We start from the raw sequence: 18262 nt of genomic DNA on the forward strand, positions 1-18262 counted from the left end.
GTCAGATAAATAGATTAACATTTGAATCCTCAGCTTCACCTAGATAGTAGCCGACACCTCCAATTTTAATACCATCAATAAGCTCTTCTTTTCTAAGTCCCATAACATCCATGGACATTTGACATGCTACGATCTCTATGCCATTGTCCAAGGCTGATTTAATTAAGTCTTCAAGGGAGGTTACATTTTTATTTTTCATGACCTTTCTTATCATTTTCGCACCCATTCCCATCATGTTCATTTTAGACAGCTTTAATCTTCTGCTGCCTCTTGGCATCATAAATCCGAACATGGAATCCATAAAGCTTTTTTTAACAGATACCTTTTCATGTTTTCTCAGAATATTTAATCCCCAGAATGTGAAGAACATGGTAACCTTTTTACCCATTGAAACGGCTCCGTTTGCTATGATAAAAGAAGCTATGGCCTTGTCTAAATCACCACTGAATACTACCAGGGTTTTGTTGTCTCTTATAGAAGAAGCATTTTGAATGTAATTTTCTACTTTAGTGCTGCTTTTTTTTATAAAAGCAGTGATAGTGCTTTTATCTCTATTTAAATCAACAAGTTTATTGCTGGTTCTTTGACACCATGCCTTTATATCTTCATAAAAGCCGGGGTCAGAAGCGGTTACTTTAAGAATTTGGCCTTCCGTCAAATTATCCATAGATGCTTTAACCTGCATGAGTGGACCGGGACAGCAAAGGCCGCAGGCATCAAGACTCTTATCATAGTCTAATTTATCCAAGGCCACCTCTGATTTTACAGTCTGTGTATCCTGGTCTAGAATTTGTTTTTGAGAAGTATGACTGTTTTTATCATACTTTTTAGGAGTAAAGTTTAAAATTGATAGGCTTTTGTATCCACCAGTTAAGTTTTTAGCTTTGTATCCATGCTGTGAAAGTATTCTTGATGCAATATATCCTCTGAGACCAATTTGACAATATGCAATGATTTCTTTATTTTTATCCAATTCTCCAAGTCTTTTTCTTAAATTGTCTAAAGGTATGTTTAAAGCTCCTTCAATGTGACCATTACTGAATTCTATCTCTGAACGTACATCTAAAAGAATAGTGTTTTCTCTATTATAATTTAAAAATTCTTTTGGAGTAATAACATCCGTTTTTCCAGAAATAACATTTTCAGCTACAAAACCTGCCATGTTTACCGGGTCTTTTGCTGAAGAAAATGGCGGTGCATAACACAATTCCAGTTCTGTTAAATCTGATACTGAACCGCCAAGTCTTATTGTTGCAGCAATAACATCAATCCTTTTATCAACACCGTCATAACCTATAGCCTGAGCGCCTAGGATTTTACCGTTATCAGTAAATATAAGTTTTAATGATAGGGGAAGAGCACCGGGATAATAAGATGCGTGAGAAGCTGGGTGAATATAAATAACTTTGTAAGGTATACTAAGCCTTTTTAAAGTTCTTTCATTATTTCCTGTGCTTGCAGCTGTTAAACCGAAGATTTTAATTATTGCAGTACCTTGAGTGCCTTTATAAGTTGAATTCAATCCTGCTATATTGTCTGCAGCTATTCTCCCTTGTTTATTTGCCGGCCCAGCCAGAGGTATTGCAGTATTTTGATTGTTGACAAAATCAACTACTTCAACGGCATCTCCAACAGCATAAATATTTTCAATATTTGTTTTCATTTTATTGTCAACTAGTATATGTCCCCTGACTCCAAGATTTATTCCACTATCTTTTATAAAATTAGTATCAGGCCTTACTCCAATTGCCAATATAACTAAATCAGCAGTAATTTTTGTATTACTGTTCAGGGTAACTTCAATACTATGTTCACTATCCTTAAAGGATTTTACTCCATCATTTAATACTAAATCTATGCCGTTTTCCACAAGTTCTTTTTCAGCCATGACTATCATATCTGAATCAAAGGGCGCAATAATATGTGGTGCGGCCTCAACTAAAGTAACCTGCAGTCCTCTTTTTTTCAGGTTTTCAGCCATTTCAACACCTACATAACCACCGCCAATTACTACAGCACTATTTACTCCACTTTTATCAACTGATGATTTTATTCCATCTGTGTCCGGTATATTTCTTAAAGTAAAAATTTTATTGCTGTTTATACCCTCAATTTTTGGTTTAATGGCCTCTGCACCAGGAGACAATATTAAATAGTCATAACTTTCTTCATAGATTCCACTATTTTTGCTTTTTACTTTAAGTATCTTTTTGTCGACATCAATACCTAAAACTTCACTATTAATTCTTACATCTATGTTAAATCTATCATGCATGCTTTCAGGTGTCTGAACCAGGAGCCTTTGTCTTTCTTTAATTGTTCCGCCTATGTAATAAGGCATTCCACAATTTGCAAAGGATATATATTCATCTCTTTCAAATATTATTATTTCAGCATTTTCATCCAATCTTCTAAGTCTTGCAGCCGCGGATGCTCCGCCTGCAACTCCGCCCACAACCAATACTTTTTTACTCATAGAAATTCCTCCTTTTATTTGTGTATTGCTGGTATCAGTTAAACTTTTGATTTTATATAAAGATTAGAATAGAACTTCAAGCAATTTGATAACTATTGGATTGCAAATTTTATAGTTGATTTCAAGACCATTTCGTTCACCTTTTATAATTCCTGCAGTTCTTAGTTTTTGTATGTGCTGGGATAATGTAGATTGGGGTATTTCAAGACAATGCTGCATATTGCTGACATTGCAGGTTCCCTTTTCTAATAATCCTTTAACAATGCACAGCCTAACAGGATGTGCCAGTACTTTGAGAATTTCAGCTTTTTCATTGTATTTCACAAAATCCTTATCCATAATTCTACCTCTTTCAAAATATATATATCGTTATATTTATATATTACGATATAATGATGAAATTTTCAATAGGTCTAATAGGAAAATTTATATATTTTTTTTGCATTATAAAGGAGCTGCCTCAAAATTTATTTTGGGGCAGCTCCAGTTACCTTTTTAAATCTTTTCTGTTTCTAAATTAACTTTTAGGCGTTTCTTTTTATTTCTTTTGCTTAAATAGGTTACAAGTATCGGACAGAGAAATGCTGTAATTACCACAGATGCAGATACCTGTATAGTTGCACTCTGGGCAAATTGAGCCAAAGATGGATCTATAGCTGCTATTGCCATAGGGGTAGCTGTAGCAATCCCCGCTGTAGTTCCTATGGCTGCGCCAATAGCCCTCTCGCCATGAAATATTCCATATACAAAATAACCTGCAAAACCTGTAAGTACAAGTGTAGTTATTCCCAATATTAATCCTGGAGCACCTGCATTAATTATGGATTGAAATTTCAGCGAGGATCCAATAGAAAATCCTAAAAATGGTATTAACATGTTCCCATGTGATAATAGATCTCTCCACTCTGAATCTATGTTTCCAAGTATAAACCCAACTACAACTGGTATTAATACGGCAATAAATGAAGTGAAAGGTATATTTGCGAGCCCTGATGTACCTAGTATGATCATTGAAAATAGAGGTCCATTATTAATGGCTATTATAGATACTGCACCAACATCCGTATCATCACCTGTTTCACCGGCTATAGCAGCAAATAGAGAACTATTTGAATTTGTCATGGCCGGAATTATTGCAAGAATACTCAATCCCCAAATTCCTGAATTTCCAAATACTTTACCTATTAGTAAACCTATACAGGCTCCAACCAGGATTTTTGTTATTGTCAGTATAAATCCCTTTCCAAGAGCTATTTTAGCTTTCCTTATATCTATTTGTGCACCGGCGCAAAGCATAAAAAGTGCGAGGAATGGTGTAGTAGCACCCTTAAAAAGGGCAGTTGTAAAACTACCGATTTTTAGTGCATCAGGGAATGTGCTATTTATTGTCAAACCAATAATTGCAGGAATTAGCAAGACCCCTCCAGGCATTTTTCTCATTGCTTGCATTACCTTCATAAAAAATCCCCCTTTATATTATTAAAATCGTTTACCCATGTTAAAAAATTATACAGCATTGATTTTATAATTCTATAGTTATGGACGAAATACTATTTTTATTGCAGTATCATCCTTGTCAGCCATATCAAATCCCTTTTTAATATCTGAAAGCTTAAATTCATTAGTGATAAGGGATTTAACATCTATAAGGCCCTGCTGCAATGGTTTTAAAGTATCGGGTACCCATACATATCTGTGATGCCATGTGTGATGAACAAGACATGTATTGATGAATTCAAGACCATCATCATGCCATCTGCTGATATCTAAGGTAATTGGTTGAGTTACCCAACTGTAAAATACAAACTTTCCATTATGTTTTATAATGTCACTTGCCATGTTAAATGATTCCTGAGTACCTGCAGCTTCTACAACAACGTCAGCACCGGTACCATTTGTAAGTTCATCTATGACTTTTTTGACATTTTCTTTCTTTAAATTGATTGTCATATCTGCACCGAGTTCTTTAGCCAGTTTAAGTTTTCCATCAAGAACATCTACCAGTATTACTTTATAGGCACCTTTTTTCTTTGCACATTGTGCAATAATTTGTCCTGCAAATCCTCCTCCCATTACTACGACGATATCACCGAGCTGAACGCCACAGTTTAGTCCGGAATACATTGCACAGGATATAGGCTCTCCGAGACTCGCAATATCCATATCCAAGCCATCTGGGACAGGCTGAAGCTGCCATGTTGGAGTTTTGAAGTAATCGGCATAATTATTGTTCCAGCCAAAGGCAATAACTTTATCTCCAACTTTGTAGTCCGTAACTTTACTTCCAGTTTCTACTATTACTCCTCCGCTTTCATGCCCCAGTTCAAAAGGAAATTTAGGATCCTTTCTAAATTCTGCTGTTTTTTTAGGCATAAGACCTCTGTAGAAATTTTTGTCTGATCCGCATATACCGATGAGATGATTTTTTACTATGACTTCATTTTCACCACAAACTAATTCCTTTTCCACCAGCTCAATATCATATGGGCCCTTTAAGAGGGCTGCTCTTGTTATAACACTCATTTTTTATTTCTCCTCTCCGACGTGTAAATTTGTTTATATTATAAATATAAGCAACTGCTGTGCCAAAACTTAAGTTCTATTAATTCTCAGAAAGTATTGCTTATGGATTAAGCTTTATGAAGTAAAGGTTTATTGAATATAGAAATGTTAAGTGCTGTGTTTTACACCATTGCAAATGTTTTCATAAAGTTGTATGATTGAAATATATTGATGTTGCATCTGCAACACATGCAACACTTTTAATAATTATTGGAGTGATTATTAATATGATTAATATAGTGTTTGTCGTACCATATCCCGAGATGGAGGAAACAGTAAAAAAAATATTTAACACTCACCCCCAGAAGAACATACTGTATGAAAATATTTCTGTTGTATATGCTGAAAAAGTCAAGGTAAATGAACTAAAAGGGGATATTGTAATTGCGAGGGGACTGACATTTCAAAAAATAAAAAAATATAAACCATTAATGCCTAAAATTGAATTATCAATAAGTGCACTGGATATAATAAATGCATTAAGACAATGCATTAAAAAATATAACCCTGAAAAAATTGCTCTTATAGGGAATTATTCTTCCATAGCAGAAGCTGAACCTTTTTTTGATCTTTTAGACTGCAATATAGAAGTTTTTAATAAAGATATTTTAAAAAATATTTCTTCAACATTTAAGCTTGCAAAACAGCATGGTTGTGATGCTTTTATAGGTGGCTATTCAGTATACATATATGCAAAAGAAAGAAATGAAAAATGTTTAATTATAAAAACTGGCAAAGAAGCCATTTTAAATGCTATCAATGAGGCAATAAGAACCTATGAAATTTTAAAAAATAATAAAATCTTCAAAATTATTATAGAACACTCAAAATCAGGTATAGTTTATGTAGATAAATATTTTAAAATAACTATTATGAATGAAGAGGCACAAAAATATCTAAAAAACTCTAAAACAAATAATTTTTATCAAAAACATATTAAAGATGTATTTGACTTTATGTTAGATGGTATTAAAAATGTTTTTTCAAAAGGAAAAGAGATAGCCAATGAACTTCATAAAATTGGAGATGTTAAAATAACTGCAACGTATATGCCAATATTTATAGGAAATATTGTGACAGGAGTTATAATAACTTTTAACAATGTGGAAAAAATTCAGCAGGATGAAATCCAAATCAGGAAGAAATTGAGCTTGAAAGGATTATATGCCAAATATACATTCAAAGATATCATATATAAAAGTAAAATAATGGCTCAAACTGTTGAACAAGCAAAAAAAATAGCTAAGGTTTCATCAAATGTACTCATAATGGGCGAAACCGGAACCGGGAAGGAACTTTTTGCTCAAAGCATACACAATGCAAGTTCTCGTAAAAATGGACCTTTTGTGGCAATAAACTGTGCTTCTCTCCCTGAAAATCTAATAGAAAGCGAACTGTTTGGATATACCAGTGGAGCATTTACAAGTGCAGTTAAAGGTGGAAAAACTGGACTCATAGAACTTGCACACAATGGTACATTATTTCTTGATGAGATTTCTGAAGTACCTATATCATTTCAAAGCAAATTATTAAGAGTTCTTCAGGAACATGAAGTTAGAAGAATTGGTGATGATAAAACCATATCAGTTGATGTAAGAATAATATCTGCACTTAATAAAAATATATATCAGCTTGTAAAAGATGGACTTTTCCGCAGAGATCTTCTCTATAGGTTGGATGTATTGAGGCTGTATACTCCTCCACTTCGCTCCATGCCTGAAGATATAATAGAGTTATTTATGTATTATGTCCGCGCTTTTAATAGAAAAATAGGAAGCAAAATCACACATATAACGCCTAAAGCTGCAAAACTTTTGGAAAATTATAAATTCGAAGGAAATGTACGGGAAATGAGAAATATAGTAGAGCGGGCATGTGTCATAAGCAGCTCAGCTGTTGTAAATTATGATGATATGTACAATGCGCTATATAATAAAAATGTTGTGTACAATAACTCAAATATGAAAAATAAAATATCAAATATAAAAAATAAGGATTCTGAAAAACAGATTATAGAACAGACCTTAATAGAAACAAAGTTTAATAGAAAGAGAGCAGCAGAACTTCTTGGAATGGATCGTACTACCTTATGGAGAAAAATAAGAAAAATGAATATAAGAATTTAAAAATCAATATTGTAATTTGACAGGAGCAAGGCCTGAAATATATAAAGGTTTTGCTCTTTTTAAATACTTTTCTTATAACTTTACAGAGGACTGCCAGTCATGTTATAATGAGAATTATTTTTAAAGGGGGTTGGTGGAAAGTGTATTTCAGAAAATAGCAGAAAGGACAATAGCGAATTTTATGAAAATATTAAAAAAATTTTTGCAATATTACAGGCCTTATAAATTTCTTTTTTATGCTGATATATTTTGTGCACTTATAGTCTCATTGGTGGATTTGACATTTCCTTTAATTCTAAGTTATCTTTCAAAAAATGTTTTTACAAAAGATAAAATGGTAATACTGAATTCAATAGCGTACATTGGTGTAATTTTACTTGCAATTTATGTACTTAAATATTTCTGTCAGTATTTTATCGCTTCCTGGGGACATATAATGGGTGCAAGGATGGAAAATAACATGAGAAAAGATTTGTTTTACCACCTCCAGAAAATGTCTTTTTCTTATTATGATGAAAACAATACAGGGCAGATGATGTCAATACTTGTATCGGACTTGTTTGATATATCGGAACTTGCTCATCATGGACCTGAAAATGTATTTATATCTGCAGTTAAAATAATAGGCTCTTTTATAATATTGATGCTTATCAATTCTAAAATGACTCTTATACTTTTTGCGGTAACTGTAGTAATGGTTTTATTTTCAGTTTGTGAAAATAAAAAAATGCAGAGGATATTTTTTGATAATAGAAAAAAGATGGGTAACATAAATTCATCTGTTCAGGACAGCCTTTTGGGAATAAGGGTTGTAAAGTCTTTTGCCAATGAAGATATTGAAAGGGAGAAATTTGACAGAAACAACAATGCATATCGTGTGTCAAGAGAAAAAAGTTATAAAATAATGGGCAGATTTATAGCGGGAAATACTTTTTTTGAAGGCCTTTTATATATGGTGATACTTGTTACGGGAGCATTTTTTATAGCAAACGGTTCATTGAGAATATCGGATCTTGCCGTTTATGCTCTATATATAAACATATTTATAAATCCTATAGATATACTCATAAATTTTGCAGAGCAGTTTCAGAAAGGATTTGCTGGATTCAAAAGATTTTTGAATATTGTAGATACCAAACCTGAGATAGTGGATAAAAAAGGTGCCATACTTCTAAAGGATGTAAAGGGAAATATAGAATATAAGAATGTTTCCTTCAGTTATAATGAAAAAAAGCAGATACTTGATGATGTGAATGTAAAAATAGAAGCTGGCAGAAAAATTGCATTTGTGGGACCTTCAGGAGGAGGAAAGACAACGATTTGTTCACTTCTTCCAAGATTTTATGATGTTTCATCGGGTTATGTAATGATAGACGGAGTGGATGTGAGGGATGTTACTCTTGAATCACTGAGAAATTCCATCGGAATAGTACAACAGGATGTATATTTGTTCTCTGGAACTTTGAAGGATAATATAAAGTATGGAAAACCTGGAGCCTCTGATGAAGAAATAACAAGGGCAGCTAAGGAAGCCAATATTCATGATTACATAATGAGCCTTGATGATGGATATGATACTTATGTAGGGGAAAGAGGAGTCAAGCTTTCCGGCGGTCAGAAGCAGAGAATTTCAATTGCCAGGGTGTTTCTTGAAAATCCCCCTATTTTAATATTGGACGAGGCCACATCAGCATTGGACAATGAAAGTGAGAGCTTCATACAGAGATCTCTCGAAAAACTTGCTAAAAACAGAACTACCATAGTTATTGCCCACAGGCTAAGTACTATAAGGAATGCAGATGAAATAATAGTTATTGATGATGAGGGAATCAAGGAAAGGGGAAGCCATAGTGAACTTCTTAAAAAAGGAGGAATTTACTCTTACTATTATAACATGCAGTTTGAAGGCCTGGATATAAGGTAAAGCAATAAAAATGCTCTCTTTGTCATTAATAATTTTTTCTGATAGATATCAAATCCAGTGGAGCCTTTCTCTCAAGGAGGATAGGTATCACAGGAAGCTTGTTGAAACTTCGGATTTGTGAATGATATTGGCAAAGGGAGCATGATTATTTATTTAGTTTTTTATCATTATAGGTTATTATCCAGTCCTTTTATTAGCTCTTCAACTTCAGGTATGATATAGTCATTTGTTTTCTCTAAGATATTTCCACTTTTAACTACCATGTATGGATTGCCTAAATAATTTAAATCCTCAACAGGATTTCCATCAACTGCAATAAAATCTGCAAATTTCCCAGGTTCCAGTGTACCGACTTCTTTATCTATACCTAAAATTTCAGCATTTGATTTAGTTGCGATCATTATAGCTTGTTCATTTGTAGCTCCGTATTTAACATCAAGTTTTAATTCTTTCCATGTACCATAATGAGTTACATAAGGCATGGCAGCATCAGTACCAAGGGCTAATTTAATTCCTTCTTTAAGTGCTGTCTTAAATCCTGAAATCATACGTTTTTCTATAATTTTTCCATTGGCAAGCTGAATATCGGTTAGTTTAGTATATTTTGTACTTAGCCCTGATATATAATATATTGTAAGGAATGTTGGAGTAAGAGAACTATACCCTCTTAAAGAATTAGGATTGTGTTTAAATAAGGATATTACTTCATCGTCCATTTCAGCTCCATGTTCTATAGTATCCACTCCTCCTCTAAGGGCTTCTTTTAATCCCTTAGTACTCTGACAATGACTTGCTACAAGATAACCTGCCCTGTGTGCTTCATCACATATAGCTGCAATTTCATCATAGGTCATTTCCGCTCTTCCAGCTTCACCTATTTTCTTGGAATCGGTGACTCCGCCGGTGTTGGCTATCTTTATTAAATCAGTACCGTTGTATATATGATTTCTGACTTCTTTTCTTCCTTCCCAGGGGGAATCTATAGCTTCAGATACGAATTTATATCCATGGCCTCCAGTTATGCATATCATAGGCCCTGCACATAACATTGTAGGCCCAACTTCTGCACCATTTTTTATTTCATCCCTGACTTCTAGGTCATAATAAAAAGGATCCCCTACACTCCTAAAGGTAGTTACTCCTGCATGAAGTGCTGCCATTGCATTTTTTTTCATGGTTTCCTTAATTAAATATTTTCCAACAGAAGATTTCATATATTTTAAATTTTCATCAGGGGTTCTCTTTACTTCCTCTGGAGAATTAGGTTTTCCATCTCCAAAAAGATGAACATGGGCATTTATAAGTCCTGGAAGCACATATTTCCCCTTTAGATCTACAATTTTGCAATCCTTTGGAATACTAACTTCATTTTTATTTCCTAAAGATTTTATCTTTCCTATACCATCAGAATTTTCTACTAATATCACACCTTCTTTTATCATGTCATTTTCAAATTTACCATCAATTATATTACAGTTGATAAAAGCACAGATATTGTTTTGCTTGTCCATAAAAACCATCCTTTCTTAGTTACATCCTTGAAACTTATAATATTGTCCAGGGATCTTTATAATGACTTATTTATATGATATTTTAACACATTAACTTGCAAAAGTTAAATTTTATTTGAAATAAATAAATTATATATTGATTTAAACATATTTACGAAGCAGCGGCAGCCTTAAAATAAACCAATAAAATAGCAGGTGTAGAAAAATTGAAATACTTGTGATAAAATTAACCTATAATTGGTAATACCATAATACCAGTATTTATATCTGTAATATTAAGCAGTATATACGATTTCGCTGAATTGTAGAAAGGAAGATTTAGTTATGCCAATGATAAAATTACCCTATAATAAAAAAATTATTGAAATTGAAATTGATAATAAAAATCTCGCTGCAGTACTTGAGCCGAAACCATATAATTGTAAAACAAAACTTACGCAATCTGAAATAGTTGAAAAGTCATTAGATAATCCCATAGGATCTCAAAGTTTAGAGGAACTGGTAAAAAATAAAAATAATATGGTTATAATAAGCAGCGATCATACAAGACCACTTCCAAGTAAAATTATAATGCCTATACTTTTAGAAAGAATAAGGAAGGCAAATCCTCATATTGATATAAAGATTTTAATTGCTACAGGATTTCATAGAGCTACAACTAGAAAAGAGCTCATAGACAAGTTTGGTGAAGAAATAGTTGAAAATGAAAATATAATAGTACATGATTCCAGAGACGATAGCCACTTAGTTAAAATAGCCACATTTCCTTCCGGGTGGGAACTTATAATCAATAAAACAGCTGCAGAGACGGAACTTTTGATTGCAGAGGGCCTTATAAAATCCCACTTTTTCGCAGGATTTTCGGGAGGAAGAAAAAGCATACTCCCTGGAATATCTTCAGCAAAAACTATTATGTCCAATCATTGCTCTGAATTTATAGCAAGTCCTTATGCCAGAACGGGTAATCTGAAAAACAATCCAGCCCATAGGGATATGCTTTGTGCTGCTGAAAAAGCAGGGTTAGCTTTTATAACAAATGTAGTTACAGATGAAAATAAAAAAATTATAAATGCGTTTTCAGGTGATTGTAAATTGGCCCATGAAGAAGGTTGCAGATTTGTTACAAAACTGTCCAGAGTTGACAAAGTTGAAGCAGATATTGTTATTTCAACTAATGGAGGATATCCTCTGGATCAAAATGTATATCAGGCTGTTAAAGGGATGGTTGCTGCTGAAGCAACTTGCAGAAAAGGTGGTGTAATAATAATGGTAGCTGCCTGCAATGATGGCCACGGAGGCAAGGGCTTTTACGATAATCTGGCAAATGTGAAATCCCCTGAAGAATTTTTGAAAAAGGTTTCTAAGGTTCCAAGGGAAAAAACCACACCTGATCAATGGGAATCTCAAATACTTGCGAGAATACTTAGTAAATTTACTGTAATTATGGTTACTGACATGTGTGATGCTGAGATCATAAAGAATATGCATATGCAGCATGCATATACGATTAAAGAAGCTCTTAAAAAAGCTTACGATATTGCGGGAAAGGACGCAAAAGTTACTGTTATACCGGATGGAGCTGCTGTAATTGTAAATTAAATCATATTATATCAATTGATTTTTGGGTTCAAGTGGTGGAGTTTACCAATAATGAATATTTTTCGTATCTGAAACTTAGAGAAACTTATTCAGCGATGTAGCAGTGGTTACCCTCAACTTTACGAAGCTGGGGGTATTGGCATTGGCAGCTTTTGGATAAAACTATCAGATAAATATCAGTGTATTAAAAAAATTCAAAAAAATCAGTTGACATATTTAAACGTTTACTATATAATAAAATTAAGAAGAAGAATAAAAACTTCTTCTAAGCACTCCTAACTCATGAAGAAGATTGAGAAAAGGGTTTTAGACAATAAGAAAGTTAGGGCATCAGGTAGTGAACGCTTATAGTATACAGAAGTAAATATGATAGTATATTGATGGAAGTAAACCTTAGGAAAGTATCTACTGAGAGATGCTGGTGAACATTTCAATTACGAAAGTGTTCATGGTGAGTAGTATTTGATGATATGAGCTGTAGAAAATGCAGAAGGTCAATGTTTAATTGAATGTATGATCTAGAAGTTGGTATTTACAGATGCTATAGGATGTATCAGGTAAGATGAAGGAAGATATTTGTGAAAGAACAATTGTCAATCAATTGTATATCTGTTGAAAGTTGAATTTAGGTAAATGCAATAAATTTTTATAATGTACTGTACATTATAAAAAGTAATTGGAAAAGGGTGACGAATATTCAAGTAGAATCAGAGTGTTTAGATGAGTTAGGAGTTGCTTGACCACCAATTAGTCCGTGGATATATGGCTAATTGGTGGTTTTTATTTATCAAAAAATGGTGCTGCAAGTGATATTTAAGTGATATCGTATATAAGTTTAAAGGAAAAATATAAATAAGCTTATATTTCTTCATAATATCTCCACAACAATATCATATTATTAAATCAATAAAATAAGTGAGGAGTATTTATATGAATTGTCATGGAAGTAATAATATGAACAATAAAAGTGGCCACAGTGGAATAAGTCATATGCTTATGATGGTTCTTTGCTGTGCTATTCCAATAATTTTAGTAGCATCTTTACCATTTTTAGGGCTGGCACCAAGATTTAAGATCATGCTTGCAGCAGCAGCTCCGTTTATATGTCCCATAATGATGCTTTTAATGGTAATAGTGATGTTCATGCATTCTAAAAAGAATAAATGCTGTAATGATATGGAAGAAAATAAAGAAAATACAAATGTTAAAAAGGTTAATGGCTAGATTATAGATATTAACTATAAAGGGCTGCAGGAATGTAAGCAGATTTGTTTTTTACATGAATCCACTTACATTTCCCAGCTTTTTTTACTATATAAAATTCATTGTTTTGAGTCTCTTATACTTCCAAATTTATAACCTATTTTGACTACAGTGATTATATATTTTGGAACTTTACTATTATCTTCTATCTTTTTCCTCAAATTTTTGATATGGGCATCTATAGTTCTGTCGGATCCTTCAAAATCGATGCCATAGATATTTCTTATAAGTTGTTCCCGGGATAGAACTTTACCTTCGTTTGAAGCAAGAGTATACAAAATGTCAAATTCGTTGGGAGTGAGAATTATATATTTACCTTTTACCTGAACACTTCTCCTTTCTTTATCAATTTTAAGCCTTCCGTTGTCATATGAAAGTATTGTTACTTTATTTGAATCTACCCTTCTAAACAGTGCGTTTACCCTTGCTGTCAGTTCTCTTGGGCTCAATGGTTTAGTTAGATATTCATCAGCTCCAATATTAAGTCCTTCAATTTTATCACTTAGCTCTACCTTTGCAGTAAGCATGAATATATGCACATCTGATATTTCCCTTATAATTTTACATACCTCTTCTCCGTCAATATCCGGCAGCATCAAATCCAATATGACAAGCTGAAAATTTATCTTGTTGAATAAACTGATTCCATCATATCCTTTGGCTGCACAGTGTACGTTATAACCCTCTCTTTGAAGATAAGCTTTAATTACTTCCGATACTTTTACTTCATCTTCAATTATCAAAATATTATTCATTATCATTCTCCTTGTCTTTGTTAAAATATAATGTAAATGATGTTCCTGTGCCAAAAGTACTGTCAACATCAATAGTGGCGGAATGAAGAGTAAGTATTTTTTTTACAATAGTTAATCCAATACCGCTTCCTTCTATTTTACGTCGGCTTTTATCTCCTCTGTACAACCTTTCAAAAATATAGGGAAGATCATCCTTCTTTATACCCATGCCGTTATCTTTTATTTTAACTATGATTTTATTCACATTTGTGTATAAATCAATCCATACAGTTCCTCCAGATGGGGTAAATTTAATGGCATTGGATAATAAATTTATAAAGACCTGCTTCAACCTGTCTTCATTTCCTAGTACTTGAAATTTTTTATCACTTTCAATATTTAGTATGAGATTAATATTTTTATTTTTAAAATCAATGGAGAGTTTGCTGCTTACAGCAGAAACCAGTTCATCCAAAGATATAGTCTCCATCATATCCAGACCTAATTTTTCCTCTTCAAATTGCTTTAAAATATTTAAGTTGTTTAACAGTTTGCCAAACCTTATGACCTCCTGGTTTAAATAATTTAAACGTTCTTTATTTACAGGAAATATTCCGTCAATCATTGCTTCTAAATTATTTTGAAGAATATTTAATGGAGTTCTTATTTCGTGGGAAATATCTGAGACCAGCCTTCTTCTAATGAGATCCTGCTCTTTTAATATTTTCCCCAAGGTATTTATGCTCTCAGTTAAATTATTCAGTTCTTTTATATTACTTTTTATATTTGATGTGGAGTCATATCTGCCCCTGGAAAGTTTAACAGAAGTATCCGAAACGGATTTAATAGGTGATGAAAATTGTTTTGATATGATTATGCTGATTATAACAGCAATAATAATTGCCGCTATAACACTTATAATAATACTCCTGTTTACGGATATCTTAAAATCTATGTCCTGCTGTGTCAGCAAAATCGGAGAATATTGTCCAATTACCACATAGCCCACAACTTTACCATGGAATTTAATTTTAAGGGAGCTTGATGTATAAATTCCCTTGTTATTATAAACCTTTTGCATCATTATATGAGCTTTTTCTTTTATATCATTGGAATTCATGCCCCAAATTACATTCTTATCAGCATCTAAAAGGGTTAAACAGTAATTGCTCATATAAGCTTCATGCATTATTTCCTCCCCGGAACTTGTAGTCCATTTTTTATCTCTTTTATATATTTGCTGAAAATAATCCACAATCCTGCTGTTTCTGTTATTCTGGGTGTCCATCATATATTTATTAAAGGTGCTGTTTATTGTAAAGTTAACGGATAATGCCAATAAAACAACAGAAATAATTGAGCAGAAAATAATTATTATACTTAATCTTTTCCTAATACTTTGCAAAAATATCACTTCCAAACTTGTAGTAACTTTATTATATTTTACAGGTAATTTTATATATTTACAATTTTAGTACTAAATATAATTTTAAATTAGTTTACCAAATTAGTATGTTGTTTTTATGAAGATTTTAGTGCTGATTTTTATTTTTACTTTCATAATATCTTCATATGAAATGTATATACTTGACTTATTAAATTGGATTTTTATCTGCATAATTTTATTTTATATTTAAATAATGAAGATTATATAGGAGTTGAAGATGTGAACGTTAAAAAAGAAAAATTTAAAGTTTTTGATATGACATGCGTTTCCTGTGAATTACGGGTAGAAAAGGCAGTTAAAAAATTAGACGGTGTAAAAAATGCTGTAGCAAGCTTTAACGAAGAATCTTTAGTTGTAGAATATGATGCAGATCTCTGCAACTCTGAAGATATTAAAACCGCAATTAAAGCAGGCGGCTATAGTACTGAAAGTTCAGATAAGTATAAAATAGCCGGTATATTTGTAATTGCAGCTGCAATTATATTGATTGGAAATTCAACAGGCGGAGTGGATATGACCTCCAGACTTAATGGTGCCACGTATTTGGTTTTGTTTATGGTTGGAGTACTTACATCAATACATTGTGTGGGTATGTGTGGTGGAATAATGCTGTCACAAAGTATAAATAGAGATAACAAGAGTAAAATTGATTCTATTAAACCTGCTGTTTTATACAATGCAGGAAGAGTTTTATCTTATACGGTAATCGGTGGGATAGTTGGTGCCCTAGGATCAGTGTTTTCTCTATCCATATCCGTGAAAGCTGGACTTCAAATATTTGCCGGTATATTCATGATAATAATGGGACTTAACATGAGCGGTTATAGTTTCTTTAGAAAATTAAACATAAAACTTCCATGGTCTGCTTGTTCAGTAAAGAAAAAACCCAAGGCACCCTTTCTAATTGGTGTTCTCAATGGACTTATGCCATGCGGTCCACTTCAGACAATGCAGTTGTACGCCTTGGGAACAGGAAGTGCTCTTAATGGAGCAGTATCCATGATGGTATTTTCTCTTGGTACAATACCTTTAATGTTAAGCCTTGGTGCATTATCAGGTCTGATGAGCAGAGAATATACAAAAACCCTATTAAAATTTAGTGGAATACTAGTGGTGGTTCTGGGTATTATAATGGGAACCAGGGGACTGGGATTAGCTGGTGTAAACATACCAACCGTATCCACATTGGCAGCTGGTTTATCTGATAGCAAAACATCCACATCATCTTCAAACCTTGCTAAACCAACTGTAGAAAATGGAGTTCAGGTAATTAAAATGACAGCAGATGATGCAGGATATACTCCAAATGGATTGTATGTTCAAAAAAATATGCCTGTAAAATGGATAATTAACGGCAAAGCGCTTAACTCCTGTAACGGACAAATTATTGTACCTTCCTTAAACATCCAAAAGAATTTACAATCTGGTGAAAATGTAATTGAATTTACACCAAAAGATAAAGATATAAATTTCAGCTGTGGAATGGGTATGATTAGGGGTGTAATTAAGGTGGTTGACGATATTTCAACTGTAGATACTTCAAGACCTGATTCTTCAATACCGGCTCCATCCAGCGGAATGCCTGGTTGTAATATGAATGGGTCAGCTGCAGGATCAGGAGATTCTACAGCTAAAGAACCAAGCATTTATGGTACAGATTTAAGTAAAGTTGAGACTAGCCGATTGATTCAAAAAGCTGCAGACTCGGGAAACAGGCAGACTGCTTCAATTAAAGGGACAGGATATGAGTTTGAACCATTGATTGTAGTTGTAACAAAGAATGTTGACACAATTTTGAACTTCGATTTAAGTAATTTTGATACTCCAGAGGGAACTTTTATAATTTCATCTCTTAATACAGGTAATTCAATTGCTTCTTTTCAAGGCAAAAAAGGAATTGTTGAAGTTGATATTTCTTTTAATGAGAATGATATATATACAATTTCAAAGGATGGCAATGTTATAGGAGCTATAGTTGTAGTGGATAATTCGAAAAATGCAGATTTGGAACAGATTAGAAAAGAATATATAGGCAGTTGAAATTAGCTATTTTCAAAGTTACTACCTTTTTAATAATTTATGGAATATATGGTTGTGATGAACTATGTACCTTTATGTAAATCTTTTGCATAGTATAATATCGTAAGAAAATTTTATCGGAGGTTTTTATGTATCCATATATACATCCAGAGATGGAAATCATGCCAATGTGCTGCTATTGCAGAATGAACAGCAGAATTATGAATAGGCCTGCAATGCCGAGGAAATACAAATCCATGTTCAGAAATGAGGAACCTGAAGAGAATAGAATGGATAATGAAAGTACAACACCACCTATGCAGCATATGCCTGATATGGGACAAAAAATGCAAGACATGACGGAAAATATATCAGAGGCAGACAGGGAAAGAATACGAACAGATACTCAAGAGATTGTAAGGATGTTTGAGTGTCATCATCCAGAGTTATTAACCACATTGACAAATTGCAGCATGTCAATGACTCAAGCAAGACAATATTTAAGCAGAGTTGTTGAAATGGCACTTATGCATCAGNTTAACCACATTGACAAATTGCAGCATGTCAATGACTCAAGCAAGACAATATTTAAGCAGAGTTG

General features: G+C 33.0%; 12 protein-coding genes. 5 read left to right on the plus strand and 7 right to left on the minus strand.

Annotated elements, in window-relative coordinates; translation table 11 throughout:
- Position 1: 1 nt before the first annotated feature.
- The 4 genes from AB8U03_RS09955 to AB8U03_RS09970 all read right to left on the minus strand — a co-directional run bounded on the left by AB8U03_RS09955 (position 2) and on the right by AB8U03_RS09970 (position 4999).
- Positions 2-2476, minus strand: coding sequence for a CoA-disulfide reductase (locus AB8U03_RS09955; protein WP_369704396.1), 2475 nt, complete (start codon positions 2474-2476; stop codon positions 2-4).
- Positions 2477-2539: 63 nt separating this feature from the next.
- Positions 2540-2815: an ArsR/SmtB family transcription factor gene (locus AB8U03_RS09960; RefSeq protein ID WP_369704397.1), complete on the minus strand. Its 276-nt coding sequence runs from the start codon at positions 2813-2815 to the stop codon at positions 2540-2542.
- Positions 2816-2971: 156 nt separating this feature from the next.
- On the minus strand, positions 2972-3934 hold the full coding sequence (locus AB8U03_RS09965) for a 2-keto-3-deoxygluconate permease (RefSeq protein ID WP_369704398.1): 963 nt from the start codon (positions 3932-3934) through the stop codon (positions 2972-2974).
- A 78-nt stretch (positions 3935-4012) separates the two neighbouring features.
- On the minus strand, positions 4013-4999 hold the full coding sequence (locus tag AB8U03_RS09970) for a zinc-dependent alcohol dehydrogenase (protein WP_369704399.1): 987 nt from the start codon (positions 4997-4999) through the stop codon (positions 4013-4015).
- Positions 5000-5265: 266 nt separating this feature from the next.
- On the opposite strand from AB8U03_RS09970, the gene AB8U03_RS09975 reads away from it, so the two are divergent.
- A complete protein-coding gene (locus AB8U03_RS09975; RefSeq protein WP_369704400.1) occupies positions 5266-7164 on the plus strand; it encodes a sigma 54-interacting transcriptional regulator in 1899 nt (632 codons plus the stop codon).
- Between the two features lie 181 nt (positions 7165-7345).
- Entirely contained in the window at positions 7346-9088 is a 1743-nt protein-coding gene (locus AB8U03_RS09980; RefSeq protein ID WP_369704461.1) for an ABC transporter ATP-binding protein, read from the plus strand.
- A gap of 167 nt (positions 9089-9255) precedes the next feature.
- Here the strand turns inward: AB8U03_RS09980 and AB8U03_RS09985 are convergent, their stop codons facing one another.
- On the minus strand, positions 9256-10599 hold the full coding sequence (locus AB8U03_RS09985; protein WP_369704401.1) for an amidohydrolase family protein: 1344 nt from the start codon (positions 10597-10599) through the stop codon (positions 9256-9258).
- A gap of 324 nt (positions 10600-10923) precedes the next feature.
- Here AB8U03_RS09985 and larA point away from each other — a divergent pair, with 324 nt between their 5' ends.
- Complete coding sequence (gene larA / locus AB8U03_RS09990; protein WP_369704402.1) at positions 10924-12198, plus strand: nickel-dependent lactate racemase; 1275 nt, start codon at positions 10924-10926, stop codon at positions 12196-12198.
- A 954-nt stretch (positions 12199-13152) separates the two neighbouring features.
- A complete protein-coding gene (locus AB8U03_RS09995) occupies positions 13153-13422 on the plus strand; it encodes a hypothetical protein (protein WP_369704403.1) in 270 nt (89 codons plus the stop codon).
- Positions 13423-13520: 98 nt separating this feature from the next.
- Here AB8U03_RS09995 and AB8U03_RS10000 read toward each other — a convergent pair whose 3' ends face one another.
- The gene (locus tag AB8U03_RS10000) at positions 13521-14216 is read right to left on the minus strand and encodes a response regulator transcription factor (protein WP_369704404.1); all 696 of its coding nucleotides are present in this window, start codon (positions 14214-14216) and stop codon (positions 13521-13523) included.
- A complete protein-coding gene (locus AB8U03_RS10005) occupies positions 14209-15600 on the minus strand; it encodes a sensor histidine kinase (protein ID WP_369704405.1) in 1392 nt (463 codons plus the stop codon). Before AB8U03_RS10005 ends, AB8U03_RS10000 begins: the two co-directional genes overlap by 8 nt.
- Before the next feature lie 261 nt (positions 15601-15861).
- On the opposite strand from AB8U03_RS10005, the gene AB8U03_RS10010 reads away from it, so the two are divergent.
- Positions 15862-17682 (plus strand): urease accessory protein UreH domain-containing protein, encoded by a 1821-nt coding sequence (locus AB8U03_RS10010; RefSeq protein ID WP_369704406.1) that lies wholly within the window; start codon positions 15862-15864, stop codon positions 17680-17682.
- Positions 17683-18262: the final 580 nt, after the last annotated feature.

This window comes from Clostridium moutaii, from assembly GCF_041205085.1.
In the GTDB taxonomy this organism is placed as follows: domain Bacteria; phylum Bacillota; class Clostridia; order Clostridiales; family Clostridiaceae; genus Clostridium_B; species Clostridium_B moutaii.